Annotated in this window: 12 protein-coding genes and 2 riboswitches; of the genes, 1 reads left to right on the forward strand and 11 read right to left on the reverse strand. The window is 36.2% G+C overall.

The features are described from left to right. Window positions 1-6: 6 nt before the first annotated feature. From CLLU_RS07465 to CLLU_RS07505, 9 genes are all read right to left on the reverse strand, one after another. The gene (locus CLLU_RS07465; RefSeq protein WP_106009109.1) at window positions 7-1,614 is read right to left on the reverse strand and encodes a putative polysaccharide biosynthesis protein; all 1,608 of its coding nucleotides are present in this window, start codon (window positions 1,612-1,614) and stop codon (window positions 7-9) included. A 61-nt stretch (window positions 1,615-1,675) separates the two neighbouring features. After that, a complete protein-coding gene (locus CLLU_RS07470) occupies window positions 1,676-2,638 on the reverse strand; it encodes an RluA family pseudouridine synthase (RefSeq protein ID WP_106009110.1) in 963 nt (320 codons plus the stop codon). A gap of 200 nt (window positions 2,639-2,838) precedes the next feature. Next, the gene (locus CLLU_RS07475; protein ID WP_106009111.1) at window positions 2,839-3,789 is read right to left on the reverse strand and encodes a 3'-5' exoribonuclease YhaM family protein; all 951 of its coding nucleotides are present in this window, start codon (window positions 3,787-3,789) and stop codon (window positions 2,839-2,841) included. A gap of 109 nt (window positions 3,790-3,898) precedes the next feature. After that, entirely contained in the window at window positions 3,899-5,071 is a 1,173-nt protein-coding gene (locus tag CLLU_RS07480) for a M20 metallopeptidase family protein (protein WP_106009112.1), read from the reverse strand. A gap of 104 nt (window positions 5,072-5,175) precedes the next feature. Then, a complete protein-coding gene (locus CLLU_RS07485; protein WP_106009125.1) occupies window positions 5,176-7,245 on the reverse strand; it encodes a cell division protein FtsA in 2,070 nt (689 codons plus the stop codon). Window positions 7,246-7,425: 180 nt separating this feature from the next. Beyond that, window positions 7,426-8,604: a trans-sulfuration enzyme family protein gene (locus CLLU_RS07490; RefSeq protein WP_106009113.1), complete on the reverse strand. Its 1,179-nt coding sequence runs from the start codon at window positions 8,602-8,604 to the stop codon at window positions 7,426-7,428. A 131-nt stretch (window positions 8,605-8,735) separates the two neighbouring features. Beyond that, window positions 8,736-9,566, reverse strand: coding sequence for a MetQ/NlpA family ABC transporter substrate-binding protein (locus CLLU_RS07495; protein WP_106009114.1), 831 nt, complete (start codon window positions 9,564-9,566; stop codon window positions 8,736-8,738). A 25-nt stretch (window positions 9,567-9,591) separates the two neighbouring features. Continuing rightward, window positions 9,592-10,272, reverse strand: a complete 681-nt coding sequence (locus CLLU_RS07500; protein ID WP_106009115.1) for a methionine ABC transporter permease — start codon at window positions 10,270-10,272, stop codon at window positions 9,592-9,594. 44 nt (window positions 10,273-10,316) lie between these two features. Then, a complete protein-coding gene (locus CLLU_RS07505) occupies window positions 10,317-11,393 on the reverse strand; it encodes a methionine ABC transporter ATP-binding protein (protein ID WP_106009116.1) in 1,077 nt (358 codons plus the stop codon). Window positions 11,394-11,516: 123 nt separating this feature from the next. Beyond that, window positions 11,517-11,620: riboswitch (SAM riboswitch) on the reverse strand. 144 nt (window positions 11,621-11,764) lie between these two features. Next, window positions 11,765-11,882: riboswitch (SAM riboswitch) on the forward strand. Window positions 11,883-11,949: 67 nt separating this feature from the next. Between CLLU_RS07505 and CLLU_RS07510 the strand changes: the two genes are divergently transcribed. Next, entirely contained in the window at window positions 11,950-13,149 is a 1,200-nt protein-coding gene (locus tag CLLU_RS07510) for a M20 family metallopeptidase (RefSeq protein WP_106009117.1), read from the forward strand. Window positions 13,150-13,264: 115 nt separating this feature from the next. On the opposite strand, the gene ggt is transcribed toward CLLU_RS07510, so the two are convergent. Further along, on the reverse strand, window positions 13,265-14,872 hold the full coding sequence (gene ggt / locus CLLU_RS07515) for a gamma-glutamyltransferase (RefSeq protein WP_106009118.1): 1,608 nt from the start codon (window positions 14,870-14,872) through the stop codon (window positions 13,265-13,267). A gap of 66 nt (window positions 14,873-14,938) precedes the next feature. Continuing rightward, the gene (locus tag CLLU_RS07520; RefSeq protein WP_106009119.1) at window positions 14,939-15,691 is read right to left on the reverse strand and encodes a prepilin peptidase; all 753 of its coding nucleotides are present in this window, start codon (window positions 15,689-15,691) and stop codon (window positions 14,939-14,941) included. Window positions 15,692-15,759: the final 68 nt, after the last annotated feature.

Consider the following 15,759-nt stretch of genomic DNA (forward strand, 5'->3'; position numbering starts at 1 on the left):
GTTGTCCTATTTCATTCTGACCAATATGAATCCCGGAATGAATTTCATGGCTCTGTTTGGCAGTGACTGCAGATCTCTTTTGCTTATCCCCCCAATTAAAACCAGAACATACATATATGTGATAATTCCCACTGCCACAGATGCTGCAGTGGAGATTGCATTGGGAAGATAAGGAATTTTGATGAATCCAAGTATAAAGTGCATTAAAAAATAATTCACGTACACTATAATTCCCATTGCAGCTGAAGCCGCCAGGGGCTTTACTGCATGTGTTATCATACTGATTTTTACGCTTAAAGATTTTTTGATAATTCTGTGATTCAATATTATTGGAATCATAAATCCCACTGTACTGCCTACTACAGCACCCAGTATATTGATTTTGGGCACGGCAATCAAAAGATAATTGATACATATTTTTATAACTATTCCTATTACAGAATACAAGGTCGCAGTGAAAAGCCTTCCTATGCTCTGCAAAATAGTGGTTTGAATCTGCATGAGGGACATCAATACAAGTACCACTGAACCCCAGGCCATGATATAGGATCCTTTTCCAAATTTAAGCAGCTGAAATATGGGATCGCTTAAAACAGAAAGCCCGAATGCACAGGGGATTGCAATTAAAAAGCAGATCCTGAAGGAATAATCTATATTATCTTTTACCTTTTTGCCGTTTTTAACGGCAACAGCTGCGGATATTGCAGGAAGTATAGCCGCAGAAAGGGAGGATATTATAGTTATAGGTACATTTAGAAGCTGCTGATATTTTGTGAGATATCCATAGAGTATTGTTGATTTTACATCACTCAGTCCTCCGGCCATAAGCCTGCTTTTTGTATTCCACACATCAACCAGACTTCCTGCATAAGTCATTCCAACACATATGGTTATAGGCACTCCATATTTTATAATTTTTTTCACCAGCTTTTTAGTATCAATTCTCTTTACTTTTTGAACTGGTATTTTTTTATACAGCACATATCTTCTGCTCTTTTCATAGCAAAACATAAGAAAACTTGCAGAAGCCAGTGCTCCCAGGGAAGTACCGATAGGTCCTCCCACACATCCCACTTCCACTCCATACTTCATCAAATAGGCTGCAAATATTATGGCAAATATTGTATTTATTACCTGCTCTATGATCTGGGATACGGCAGTAGGAGTCATATTTCCCCTGCCCTGAAAATATCCCCTGTAGGCTGAAGCCACAGAGGTAAAAAGTATAGCTGGGGCCAGGCTTAAAAGGGATAGATATATCTTGTTATAACCCATTATTCTGGACAGTGGGGCTGCAAAAATCATAAGCAGTGCCGCCATTACCACACCTATTGTCATAAGCATAAATCTGGCTATTTTAAATCCCCTCACTGCATCTCTGTAATTTCCCACTGCATTAAGCTCTGATATAAGCTTGGATATGGCTACAGGTATCCCCGAGTTTGTAAGCACATAAATAAAAGCATATATCTGATAGGATGCCCCATAGAGGCCGTAACCTTCCTCGCCAATTATTGTCATCAAAAGCGGTATGTATATTATGGATAAAACCTTTACCAGCATTCCTGCTGCTGAAAGTATGGCAAAACCCTTAGCAGTTGACTGTTCTTTCATAATTCAAAACTCCCTGTTCCAGGACACTTGTGTGTAGTGTCATTTTAATTTACAAGTTACATTAAAACTTATCAAACATGTCATTTTTTATTTTTTTAAACACAGGAGGAAGTCCTTCAGATATTGTTCTGTTTTCCATATACTTCAAGTGGTCAGGACAATCTCTGAAATTTAATTTGTATGCGTAAAGGTACTGGTATTTTAATCCATACTTATTATAGAAGAAACTGTTCAATTTGGGAATTCCGTATTTGGTGTCACCAATTATGGGGTTTCCCAGGTGGGCCAAATGCGCCCTGAGCTGGTGACTTCTGCCTGTAATGAGTTCCAATTCCACAAGAGAATAGGTGCCGCAGCTTTGAATAATTCTCACTTCCATGGATATTTCTTTAGCATTTTTCCTTGGTGCATCATAGACAACAGACATGTTATTTTTTATATCTTTCAATATATAGCCTTTATATAAGCCTTCTTCAATTCTTCCCTTTATAACAGCTTCATAGTATTTTTTTATACTTCTGTTTTTTATCATCTCATTCAACAATTTCAGAGAATCGTAGTTTTTTGCATATATAACTATTCCCGAAGTATTTCTATCCAGCCTGTTACAGGGTGAAGGAGCAAATGTAATTTCATTCTGGGGATTATATTCGCCCTTGTCATATAGATATGAGAGCACATAATCAGTTAAAGTAGGATCATTTGAATTTTTATCCGAATGTACCAAAACCCCAGGCCATTTTTCAACTAAAAGCATATTTTTATCTTCATAGGTTATTTTCAAAAAATTACTCTGTACTTTTTTGAGTTTTGTGCTTTCAGGAGAAGAAGTCACATATCTGTTTGTTTCTATAATATCTCCCTCAGTCAAAAAATACTTTTCTCTGGCCTTTTTGCCATTTACTTTAATATCTCCTTTTCTTATAGCCTTGTATACAGCACTTAAAGGTACATCTTTTAACCATTTTCTCGAGAATTTATCCAGTCTCTGACCTGCTTCATTACTTCCAATTTTAACTTTCATCCTGATCTCTCCCAATATCTTTAATGTATTGAATTTTTAAAACATAATACTTCAAGATAAATATATTCTACATTTATCTTCATAATATTATTCCCATTGACAATTTTATTAGACAACATCTAATTATATACTACTGCTGTTGGTTAAATCAATATATAAATTGTTATCATCAATTTTATGAGTTCAGATGAAGTTTGCCTTTATGACAAATTATTTTTGTAAAGCTGTACGTTTCCAAGGAAAAACTGTTTATCACTAAAATGTCCCTCACGTGTATTTGCCAGTGCCTCCTCAAATTGATATACACTTGCATCTATTTCATCCAAATAGTGCAGTATTTCCGCCTCGATTGTCATAGGTTTTTTAGGAGAACCATTTTCCTCCAGTCCATGGTGTGAGACTATCATGTGTTTTAAAAGAAGTTCCACCTCCTGGGGAGTTCCCAGCTTGTCTGCTGCATCGTGGATCATTATTACACCCTCTACAATATGGCCCAGCAGCTTTCCTTCCTTGGAATAATCCTCCACTATGCCGAGCTCGCTGGAATCAAGCTCTTTAACTTTTCCAATATCATGAAGTATGATTCCCGAAAGCAGCAGCTCCCTGTTTATATGCTGTTTATACACGGAGGCCATGCTCTTGGCATTTTCAAACATTCTGTAGACATGGTACAGCAGCCCTCCTCTGACTGCATGATGAACTTTTTTGGCGGCAGGATAATATATGAGCTTATCTTTATTGTCTGCTAGAAGCTTTTCAACTATATTTTTCAAATCCTCGTTGTGGAAATTTTCAACTTCCTGAAAAAGCTGACAGAACATGTCCTCCGGCTTTAGAGGTGTTCCCTTTATAAAGTCGTTTATATCCACACTGTCTTTTTCCTCCGCCGCCCTGCAGTTGGTGATATTAAGCTGCAGGTTATCCTTATAGTTCCTGACTGTGGATCTTACCTTAATTATTTTTCCAGGTCTAACACCTTTACCTAATTTTTCTGAAGATACAGACCACATAATTCCGTGAATGTCATTTTCACCGTCACTGAATAAAAATTTAATATAAGGGTCATTGTTTCTGGTAACATCTTCTTCCATCTCTTTTACCAGCAAAAAAATATCAAAGGACGCATTTGCTGTAAGATCTTTTATTTTCATTTTTTTCCTCCTTTATAATACTGCCCGCTTTTACACGGCAGCTGTGAATTAAAAAACCATCAGGCCTTGAATGTCCCGGCTTGATGGTATCACTTATTGTAGAATTAAGCTATTTTAAAAAATCATAAGCCGTCTGGCACTGTATTGCTACACCAATAGGAAGACAATCTTCATCTATGTCAAATAAATTTCCATGAGCTGGATGTATTATGTTTTTTCCCTCATTCCTGCAGCCAAGATAATAAAATGCAGAAGGCTTTTCCATAGAAAAATATGCGAAACTTTCCACTCCCATACTTGGATTTTCAAGTATTTTGACATGATCATTTCCTATTACCTGCTGTGCCGCCTTTAAGATGGCTTTTGCTGCATTGTCGTCATTGTAAAGGCAGGGATAACTTTCATCTATATCTATTTTGCATTTTCCTCTCATTGAACCTACGATACCCTCTGTTATTTCTACAAGTCTTTTTTTTACGTAGGATCTGTGCTCTGTTTTCATGGTCCTAATGATTCCTGATATGGTGACTTCGTCTGGAATTATATTGGAGGCAGTTCCGCCGTGAATGGTTCCTATGGTGATGACAGCTGGATCCACAGGAGGAAGTTCCCTGCTTATAATCTCCTGAAGTGCAAGTACCACATGGCTTGCCATAACTACAGGATCTATTCCCATATTGGGTCTTGCTCCGTGGGAACCCACTCCCTTTATTTTTATTGAAAATGGATTTGATGCGGCATTTACCACCCCAAATTTCAAGCCTATATTTCCCACTTCTATGTTTTCCTCTACATGAAGCCCTATTATCCTGTCCACATGTGGATTTTCAAGTACACCTTCTTTTATCATGACTTTTGCCCCGCCTGTAGTTTCTTCAGCCGGTTCAAAAAATAGCTTTACATTTCCAGTAAGCTCATCTTTTATGCCATTTAAAATTTTTGCCACTCCCAGTAAAATAGTAGTGTGGGCATCGTGACCGCAGGCATGCATTTTCCCCGTCACTTTTGAAGAATACACGGTATTTTTTTTGTCCTGCAGCGGCAGAGCATCCATATCAGCTCTTATTCCTATAGTTTTGTCCCCATTTCCTCTTATTATGGCACATACTCCTGTACCTGCCGTTTCCCTATATTCTATTCCAAGTGATTTGAGAAATTCTTTTATCTTGCCGGAAGTCCTCTTTTCCTCATATCCAAGTTCCGGATGCATGTGAAGATCCCTTCGTATACCTACCAGTTCACTTTTCATGGTTTCTGCCATTTTCAAAAAATTTCTGCTCATATATTTACCTCCAACTATATTCAAAGTATAAAGTTTAAATATCAAATATCAGATAATGAAAATTTAATATTTGAACTCTGAACTTTCATATTTGAATTTCAGCATTATTCCCATCCTATTTCTATTATATCTCCCTCCGAAAGGGAATCATAGTAACTTGCATTTCTGCCATTTAGGTGCAGATACAATTTACCCTTTACTTTGGTTAAATCAAACTCTATGTGGTTGAATATATCCACAAATATGTACTTCTTTTTTCCTGTAAGCACCACATTTTTCCCATTTGCAGTTACAGTTATTTCACTGGTATCGGAGCTTTTTGAATTGACTTCCTTTTCTGAAACTCCCCTGTCTTTGTTTTCTTCATCCAAAACCGCTTCTTTCAAATCAAAGTTTTTTTCTATAAAATCTTCATCCGAAGAATCCCTGACTGCCCTGTAAATTCTGTCACCTTCATTTATTACATAACTCTCATCCAATTTCTTTCCATTTAAATAATATATATACTCTCCATCTTTAGCCGAATTGGAAAAATATTTTTTATAATCTTCAAGGGTTTGGGGAAATACTATCTTTACATTATCCCCTTCATTTATATAACTGTCAATGCTCACTCTCTTTCCATCTATATATGCCAGTGGCTCCAGATTTTCTATTATATCATTTATAAAAAAGCTGGTGGAATATACTTCCTGTATATAATCTATGACTTTGGGAGAAGCCGAGTTACCATTAACTGCATATTTTATTTCTATATTGTCCCCTTCTTTAACACTATCATCCATGGTTTTTTTCAATCCATTTATGGTTATTTCCGCATTGGAAGCCAGAGTGCCAAAAGCCACCCTTTTTATTCCATTTAACATGAATCTTATATTTTTGCCGTTTTTACCTATAAGACTGGCGGGATTTATACCGGCCTGAAGCATTACATCCATAACAGTATGATTATGGGAATTGAACAGGCTCACCACATTTCCATTTAACATGACATCTATAAATCCATGTCCTAATTTTCTTATGGATATCAGAGCTATTCCAAGAACTGTAACTCCTGAACTTCCAAGAGAATTGTCCTCACATAGGCATTCCTGTATTGATTTTCTGTCCTTTATAGCAATCCTGTTAAGTGGTATGCTTAGTCTTTTAGCCAAAAATTCCCTTAATCCGGGAGTATGTGCCCCTCCGCCAACTAAAAAAACCGCACTGGTGGACTTACCCCCATTTAGTTCTATTATTCTGCTGCCTATTTCATCTGCTATTTTTTTCACAACAGGATTTATGAGTTTCAGTATCTCTTCAGAAGAAATTCTGTTTTCCAGACCAAGAATATCTGTGTAAGTTATACTCTTTGTCTTACTGCACTGCTTTTTTATTTTTTCTCCCTTATTGAAATCCACCATATAGTTTTGCGCTATTATTTCAGTAACCTCATCTCCAGCCTTAGGTACCATATCATATGCGGTTATAGTATCCTTGTCACTTATAGCTATATCCGAGGTACCTGCGCCAACATCAACCAAAGCCAGATTCAACAGCCTTAAGTTTTGTGGAATAGCTGCCTCCATGGCCGCTATAGGTTCCAATGTCAGATTTACCACTTGAAGCCCCACTTTTTCCATAACAGAATATAAGCTGTCCACCACAGATCTTGGAAGGAAAGTAGCTATGATCTCTGCGGATATTTTCTCTCCTTTCTGATACATCAAATTACTTATGAGATAATTGTTGAGATAATATCCTCTCACACTGTACCCAACACAGTACAGTCTTCCTTTGGTGTCCTTATTTACTTTTTTCTCAGCAGATTTTACTGCTGTAAGTTCAAGGCTCCTTATGGTATCTCTGTCTATTTCCCTGTCATAATCAATTTTCATTTCCTCTTTTACAGATACAGTTCTCAAAAATCTTCCTGCAGCAGCTATAGCCGCGTTTTCTATCTTTATTTTTAAATCCTTTTCTATTTTGTTTTTTACTATGTTTACTGCATTGGCTACAAGTCCTATATCATGTATCTGTCCGTCAATCATGGCTCTTTTTTCGTGTTCCATGCAGTGTTCAGATATTACAACAAATTTTTTATCTTTAACTATTCCTGCGGTGCCTATTACAGTCCTTGTTCCTATATCCAGTGCAAATACCACATCCTGTGGGTTTAGTCCTTTTACATCCATAGTATTTACCTCTTTTTCCATAATTTCAGGTGTCATATTGGCAGGAATATACTCCTGCATCTAGAATCATTATAAATAATTATAGAATATTTGTAAAATGAATCCTGGGATATTCTTTTGATTTTCCAGTGAAAAACAGGCATCCGTCATTTAGAATGCCTGTTTTTATGGTATGAATTTTTATATTCTGCCGAGTGCTCTATTAAATTCGGAAATCAAATCATCTATATTTTCAAGTCCTGTGGAAATACGCACAAGCCCTTTTGATATACCTGCCTTATGCAGTTCTTCGTCATTCAGTGCTCTGTGTGAAGTTTTTACAGGATAGGAAACAGAGGTGGCCACTCCTGCCAGACTAGGCACGAACTTTATAGTGTCAAGTGCACGTATAAGTTCATAAGCTCCACTTTCCCCATTGACTACGTCAATGCTTAACATCCCTCCGTATAAGCCGTTTACGAAATTTTTACCGGCCATTTCGTTAGAGGGTGAGGATTTCAGTCCGGGATAATGAACTTCTCTTATTTTACTGTGTTTTTCCAAAAAATCTGCCAGCTTTGCAGCATTTTGAGAGTGCTGTATCATCCTGATCTCCAAGGTTCTCAAACTCCTTATAAGAAGCCATGCATCAAAAGGGCTCATCATGGGACCATAGAGCGCACTTATATTCCTTACATTCTGGGTAAGTTCTCTGTTTGAAACTGCAATTCCACCAGTTATATCACTGTGACCACATAAATATTTTGTGGCACTATACACCACTATATCCGCACCCAGCTTTATAGGCTGACATACTATAGGGGTAGCAAAAGTATTATCAACAATCAGCTTTGCATTGTGAGAGTGAGTAATATTGGATATTGATCTTAAATCAGCCACCTTCATCAGTGGATTTGATATAGTCTCCACATACACAAGTTTTGTATTGGATTTAAAATACTTCTCTATGGATTCATTTATGGTATCCACAAAAGTAACCTCTATATTGAATTTACTCAGTTCATTTTTAAGGAATTGATAAGTTCCACCATATAGTACATTATCTGCTATTATATGATCTCCTGACTGTACCAGCGATAAAATTGACATGGTTACAGCTGCCATACCTGAAGAAAAAACCTGGGCATCCTCCCCTTCTTCAATACTGCACATTATTTCCTTTAATGAATCATGAACTGGATTTCCATTTCTGGAATATACGTATCCCTTGGTTTTTCCCTCATATACCTCGTCCAATGTTTCTACATCGTCAAAGGCAAATACAGAAGTCATAGATATAGGCAAAGTCTTGGATTTAGAAATAGACTCCGGGCTTTGTTCGCCAAGGTGAATGAGTTTTGTAGCAAAACTTTTATTCATAGATAATTCCTCCAAATACTACTAATATTGTTTTTTACATATTACAACTTATATAACATCTATTTTAGCTAAATCCTCTCCGGGAGTAAATGCCTTTACGAAATAGTATCTTTCCCAATTTTAAATCAGCCTTAAAAAACAGGAATTTCCGATCCTTTATATGTGTCTTTTATAAGTTTTTTTATCTCGTCAGTCTGATAAGCCTTAACCACTTTCTTATAAGTAGCATTATTTTTATCTTTGTCTTTAGCGACAATTACATTTATATATGGTTTTGCGTTTTTACTGGATACATCCTCCAGATAAATTGAATCCTTAACTGGATTGAGTTTGGCGTCTATAGCCACACCACTGTTTATTATAGCTGCATCTACATCTTGAAGTGATCTTGGAATCTGTGTGGCAACAAGTTCTACAAACTGAATATTCTTTGGATTTTCAGTTACATCCTGAAGTTTTGGAAGAAGCCCCACTCCATCTTTTAATTTTATCAAGCCGGCACTTTGAAGCAGATTCAATCCTCTTCCTTCATTGGTGGCATCGTTTGGAATGGCTATTTTTGCACCTTCCTTGATATCTTTAACAGATTTTATTTTACTTGAGTATACTCCAAGTGGTGCAAGTACAGTCTCACCTATAGCGCTGATTTTAAGCTTGTGTTCTGACTTGAATTTATTTAGATAAGCATAGTGCTGAAATGAATTCAAATCAATTTCCCCATCGGAAAGTGCCAAATTAGGACGCACATAATCTGCAAAACTTACAATCTGCAGATCAATATTTTCTTTTGCCAGATTTTGTTTAACCTTGTCCCAGATCACATGATCATCACCAGTTATGCCTATCTTAACTACCTGTTTTTTATTGCTGGAAGTTTGGCCAGCGCTGTTACTGGAACCACAGCCTGCCAAAACTCCTAATGATAGTACGATTGTTAAAAATAATCCTAAAATTTTTTTCATTGTTAAGACCTCCCTAGCCTTTATATTAATGTGTTGTTATTTTTGATAAAATATCCCCTACAAATTGAATGATATTTACAATAATCAAAAGTACAATTATCGTAGCTACCATAATATCTGTCTGGAAATATTGATATCCATATCGTATTGCAAAATCACCAAGTCCGCCTCCACCTACAGTTCCTGCCATGGCGGATAATCCAATTAGACTTATAATTGTTATTGTAAGAGAATGGATGATTCCAGGCAGTCCTTCAAGAAGCATTACTCTGAAAATTATTCCAAGAGGACCTGAGCCCATTGACTGTGCTGCTTCAATCACCCCTTTATCTATCTCAAGCAGTGCTGATTCGATTTGTCTGGCAATAAAGGGGGTACATCCAAATATAAGCGGTACCAGGGCACCTTTTGTACCTATGGTAGTACCAACTAAAAGCCTTGTAAGAGGAATTATGGCTGCAAGAAGAATAATAAATGGTATGGATCTGAAAATATTTATTATCTTGCCAAGTATACTGTTGATAATCCTATTTTCCAGTATACCGCCCTCCTGTGTGACAACCAGGGTTATTCCCATTATTGTCCCGGCAACTGTGGATATAATTCCTGATACAGCTACCATATAAAAGGTTTCAAATATTGCCTTTATCATTTCAGGATATAAATTCACCAAATTTGGTGCTATTTTTGCTAAAAATTCACTCATTTTATCACCTTCAAAAAATTTTAAAATTCCATTTTAGTTTAAATCTAATTAGTTCCAATTTTTAATTTGTCATTGTCTTTTTTAATATCCAAATATTCCACATGTATATTATTTTCTCCCAGATATGCTATTGAATTATCTATTCCTTCATCTGTACCGCTTAACTTTACTATCAAATTTCCTATAGGTACATTTTGAATGATCTCTATATTTCCGAACAGTATGCTGGCATCTATTTTAAACTTTCTGGAGATCTTGGAAATAAATGCTTGAGCTGTTTTTTGCCCTGTAAAAGATATCTTGATAATACTCTCTCCTTCAGTTATCTGTTTTAATTCTCCTATAGAATTTTCCTCATTGAGGAAATCATAGATTTTTTCATAATGAAACAAGGAGGATATGAATTTTTTTGTTATACTGTCTTTTGGATTAGTAAATACATCTATGATATTTCCCTGTTCCACTATCTTCCCTGCATCTATTACTGCAACTCTCTGACAAATCTCCTTTACAACTTCCATTTGATGGGTTATTACTACTATGGTCAATTTCAATTTTCTGTTGATACTTTTTAAAAGTTTTAAGATTGCCTGGGTTGTCTGGGGATCAAGAGCAGAGGTTGCCTCATCACATAAAAGCACTTCAGGATCATTGGCCAGGGATCTGGCAATTCCCACCCTCTGTTTTTGTCCACCACTGAGCTGTGAAGGATATACATTTATTTTGTCACTCAATTCCACTAAATTTAAGAGCTCCAATACCTTTTTTTCTATGGCCTTTTTACTGAGGCCCTTGCCTTTTAAGGGATATGCCACATTTTCAAATACAGTTCTATTTCTCATAAGATTAAAATTTTGAAATATCATCCCAATTTTTTCTCTGCTTTTTCTCAGTTCTTTTGAAGATAACCTGGTTAGATTCTTTCCATTTACAATTACTTCTCCGGAAGTTGGCTTTTCCAATAAATTTATACAACGAATCAAAGTGCTTTTTCCAGCTCCGCTATATCCTATAATTCCAAAGATTTCACCAGGTTCAATGTGAAGATTGATATCTTTTAGAGCTTCAACCCTGTTGGTTTTACTTGTATAAATCTTGTTGATGTTTTTTAGCCATATCATCCTTTTTCCCCCTTTAAAATTATATAAAATAATTTTTAATCTATTTTGTAAAATAAAAAACCTCTTCGCAAAGAAGAGGAAGCAAGGCATAAAAAAAAGCCCGCGGAAGGGTTTTCATACCTTTCCTCATCTTTCAGAACAACGTTCTGCTGGATTTAGCACCATCACATATACATGTGGTTGCTGAAACTTCAAAGGGCCAGTCCCTCAGTTTCTCTTGATAAGGATATATTCAATTTTTACAATTCATTCAATAAATTAAATTATACAACTTATTTCTATTATGTCAATATGTAATTTCAATAATTTCTTGTTGTTGACAAAAATTTTTAAAGGTTTTATTATATTTATTAGTTAATTGAATATTTAAATTCTTATCCAGAGAGGTGGAGGGAATGGCCCTTTGAAACCTCGGCAGCAGATCTTGTTCTAATAAAGATACTGTGCTAATTCCAGCAAGTTTGTCTTTGCAAACTTGAAAGATGAGAAGAGAATCTTTTATCTCTTCTTTGTTTCAAAGAAGATTTTTTTATACATGAAAATGAGGAGGTTTATTATGAATACACAATCTATTAAAAATTTTCAACAAAATATAATAAATGAGATTGAAAATAAAAAGAATGCTTATATAAATATAAGCCACCAGATACACAATCATCCCGAGATAGGAAATGAGGAATTTTTTTCTTCCAAATTACTTATAGATACTTTGGAAAAGGAAGGTTTTTCTGTAGAAAAAGCTGTAGCAGGTCATCCTACTTCTTTTATAGCCAGGAAAAAATCAAATAAAAATTCTGGAGCAGCTATTGGGTTTCTGGCAGAATATGATGCACTTCCTAATTTAGGACATGCTTGTGGCCACAATATCATAGGTACGGCAAGTACAGCTGCAGCTATTTCCCTTTCAAAGCTTATAGATGAAATTGGAGGAGAAATTATAGTATTCGGAACACCTGCTGAAGAAGGAGGGGAAAATGGCAGTGCAAAGGCAAGTTTTGTAAAATACAATTTATTTGATAGCGTGGACGCCTGCCTGATGATTCATCCCGGAAACGACAATTATAAAACTGTTAAATCTCTGGCCAATGACCCAATTCAATTTGAGTTTTCAGGGAAAGCCGCCCATGCAGCAGCCTGCCCCGAAAAAGGAATAAACGCCCTTGACGGAGTAATCCAGCTATTTAATGGAATAAATGCCCTAAGACAGCATGTAACCAGTGATGTGAGAATACACGGTATTATAACTGACGGCGGGTATGCTCCAAATATCGTTCCGGACTATGCCAGAGCAAAATTTTTCATACGTGCTTCTGAAAGAAGTAGCTGCGATCAGGTTACAGAAAAAGTTAAAAATATCGCTCGGGGCGCAGCCTTGATCACTGGAGCCAAAGTCAATATAAGTTTTTTTCAGAATAAAATAGATAATTTTCTCATAAATGACAAATTTGATGAGGTGTTTGCAGAGAACCTGGAATTGCTGGGAGTTCATTTAAAAAATAAAATTCCAGAGGGACTTGGTTCCACAGATGCAGGGAATGTAAGCCATGTAGTTCCCACTATTCATCCCCATATAAAAATAGGAGATGACAAATTAGTAGGACATACTCCTGAATTTCGTGAAGCTGCCATATCAAAACAAGGTGATGAAGCTCTTATAATTGGGAGCAAAGCATTGGCGCTGACAGGTCTTGCTTTGCTTACAGATAAAGACAAACTCAATGCAATTAAGGAAGACTTCAGCAGACAGCACTCTTAAAAACAAAAGTTTAAAGTTCAAATATAGAATATTAAATCTGGTTGATTTTCGGTCTTAACCGAAAATCCCCATTATTTGATATTTAATATCTGTTCCTTGAACTTTCAAATAAGGTTTACCAGGAATATACTGTGCCATCACTTCTCCAATCTGTGCCACCAAACAGAACTCCCTCTTGATTTTTCCATATTATCTGTCCTCTTCCAAATACACCGGTATCGATTTCATAAGCCACATCATGGCCTCTTTCATACAAATTTTCTGCCAAATTAGAAGAAAACTCTTTTTCAAGACTTACACTTTTTCCTGAGGTCCAGAACCATCTGGGTGCATCCAATGCCGCCTGGGGATTCAACCCAAAGTCAATAAAATTCATCAGCACCTGAATATGTCCCTGAGGCTGCATAAATGCTCCCATAACTCCAAAGGGTCCTACGGGCTTATTATCTTTCATCAAAAATCCGGGAATTATAGTATGGTAGGGTTTCTTTTCAGGTTCTAGAAAATTTATATGATTAGGATCAAGAGAAAAACTGTTTCCCCTATTATGAAGGGCAATTCCTGTTCCTGGTACAATCAGACCGGAGCCAAAACCCATGTAATTGCTCTGTATATAAGATACCATATTTCCTTCACCATCTGCAGTGGCAAGATATACGGTCCCTCCATTTACATCTTTATATGTTTTAGGCATTAAAGCTGTTTCTGTTATCTGTTTTCTTCTTTCTTCTGCATAAGCCTCCGATAATAGATCTTCTATATTGATTTTCATTTTTTTTGCATCAGTAACATATTTTAAAGAATCTTCAAAAGCCAATTTTATGGCTTCAATCTGCTTGTGGCAGGTATCTGCCGAATCTTTTTCCCTAAATTCAAATCCCTTCAATATATTAAGTGCCATTAAAGCTGTTATTCCTTGTCCATTTGGAGGCATCTCATATACATCATAGCCCCTGTAATTTATACTTATGGGATTCATCCACTCTGGTTGGAAATTTTCAAGATCCTCTTTTCTTATGTATCCACCAGTATCTTTTGAAAATTTATCTATCTTTTCCGCTAGTTCCCCCTTGTAGAAAGCTTCTCCCTGGGTTTCAGCTATAATTTTTAAAGTTTTCCCATGATCCCTTAAAGCTACAATCTCTCCTATTCTAGGAGCTCTCCCTTCAGGTGCAAAAGTTTCAAACCAGTATTTAAATTTATCATCTTTTAAACATCGCCTGAACTTTCTGTAGGATTCTTTCCAAAGACGTCCTACAGTGGGCGTAACGGGGTAACCTTCCTCTGCATATCTTACAGCAGGTGTTAAAAGCCTTTTAAAAGGAAGCCTTCCAAATCTTTTCCAAAGTGCTGACCAGGCAGCAGGAACACCAGGAACATTTACAGCTTCCCATCCCAACATTGGCATTTGCTTATATCCATTCCTTTTTAATATATCTATAGATATGTTTTTTGGGGAAGGTCCGCTGGAATTTAGGCCATATAGTTTTCCATTATGGTACACTATTGCAAAAGCGTCCCCACCAATTCCATTGGAAGTGGGTTCACATACCGTTAAAGCAGCTGCAGTAGCTACAGCTGCATCTACAGCATTTCCTCCAGTCCTTAAAATCTCAAATCCAGCTTCTGCTGCGAAATTCTGAGAAGTAGCTACCATTCCATTTTTTCCATAGGATGTATTTCTGATTGTTTTATATGGATTATACAAGCTATTAAGTTTCATAATTATCCTCCAAAATATATTTTTAAATAAGTCTCTCGATAAACATACTTTAACTGCTGATATTCCTTAAAATAAGTAAAGGCTCAATATATCTCTGCCTAAAAAGATGGTTATAACTGAAGCTATAGAGATAAAAGGTACAAAAGGTATGTAGTCCTTTTTGGATTTTTTACCACAGATAATCAGAATTATTCCCACGGCGGCACCCAGGACAAACGCTAAAAACAGCATTACCAATATGAGCCTAATGCCCAAAAATAGCCCGCAAAAAACACATATCTCCATATCACCCCATCCCATTCCGCCTCTTGTCATGAGGATAATGGCTGTAAGAAATGCTCCACCCAATATTCCTCCATATATAAAACCCTTTATTTGAAAACCCGAACTCCAATATATCAACATAAATATAATGCCAGCAATAAAACCGGCTGCCGTTGTCTTAAAATAAACATCCGTAGTGTCAATATCTATCATTGCCACTACAATTAGAAGGCTTATAAATGTAGTATATTTCATAAATTCAACATTTACACCCAGCTTTATATAGAGCATTAAATACAAAAATGCCGCTGAAGCTTCTATTACAGGATACCTTATTGATATTTTCTCACCGCAGTGCCTGCATCTTCCTCCAAGTACAATATAACTTATTACAGGTATCAAATCAAACCATTTTATTTTAACTCTGCAATTTGTGCAGTGTGAAGGAGGATATACAATGGACTCCTCCCTTGGTATCCTGTAAATACACACATTTAAAAAGCTTCCTATAACAGCTCCAAAAATAAAAACAATGACAGCATAGTAAATATCCATATACTCTCTCCATTTTAAATAAAACATAAATCCGTACTCAATATTTGAGTCATTATAATATTAACATA

The organism is Clostridium luticellarii, assembly GCF_002995845.1.
Lineage (GTDB): Bacteria > Bacillota > Clostridia > Clostridiales > Clostridiaceae > Clostridium_B > Clostridium_B luticellarii.

What these genes read in the sequence shown, in the direction of transcription:
- CLLU_RS07495 (WP_106009114.1), bottom strand. Translation starts at nt 9,566, where the DNA reads ATGAAAAAAATTTTAGGATTATTTTTAACAATCGTACTATCATTAGGA.
- CLLU_RS07490 (WP_106009113.1), bottom strand. Translation starts at nt 8,604, where the DNA reads ATGAATAAAAGTTTTGCTACAAAACTCATTCACCTTGGCGAACAAAGC.
- CLLU_RS07510 (WP_106009117.1), top strand. Translation starts at nt 11,950, where the DNA reads ATGAATACACAATCTATTAAAAATTTTCAACAAAATATAATAAATGAG.
- CLLU_RS07465 (WP_106009109.1), bottom strand. Translation starts at nt 1,614, where the DNA reads ATGAAAGAACAGTCAACTGCTAAGGGTTTTGCCATACTTTCAGCAGCA.
- CLLU_RS07485 (WP_106009125.1), bottom strand. Translation starts at nt 7,245, where the DNA reads ATGGATGTAAAAGGACTAAACCCACAGGATGTGGTATTTGCACTGGAT.
- CLLU_RS07475 (WP_106009111.1), bottom strand. Translation starts at nt 3,789, where the DNA reads ATGAAAATAAAAGATCTTACAGCAAATGCGTCCTTTGATATTTTTTTG.
- CLLU_RS07500 (WP_106009115.1), bottom strand. Translation starts at nt 10,272, where the DNA reads ATGAGTGAATTTTTAGCAAAAATAGCACCAAATTTGGTGAATTTATAT.
- ggt (WP_106009118.1), bottom strand. Translation starts at nt 14,872, where the DNA reads ATGAAACTTAATAGCTTGTATAATCCATATAAAACAATCAGAAATACA.
- CLLU_RS07480 (WP_106009112.1), bottom strand. Translation starts at nt 5,071, where the DNA reads ATGAGCAGAAATTTTTTGAAAATGGCAGAAACCATGAAAAGTGAACTG.
- CLLU_RS07470 (WP_106009110.1), bottom strand. Translation starts at nt 2,638, where the DNA reads ATGAAAGTTAAAATTGGAAGTAATGAAGCAGGTCAGAGACTGGATAAA.
- CLLU_RS07520 (WP_106009119.1), bottom strand. Translation starts at nt 15,691, where the DNA reads ATGGATATTTACTATGCTGTCATTGTTTTTATTTTTGGAGCTGTTATA.
- CLLU_RS07505 (WP_106009116.1), bottom strand. Translation starts at nt 11,393, where the DNA reads ATGATATGGCTAAAAAACATCAACAAGATTTATACAAGTAAAACCAAC.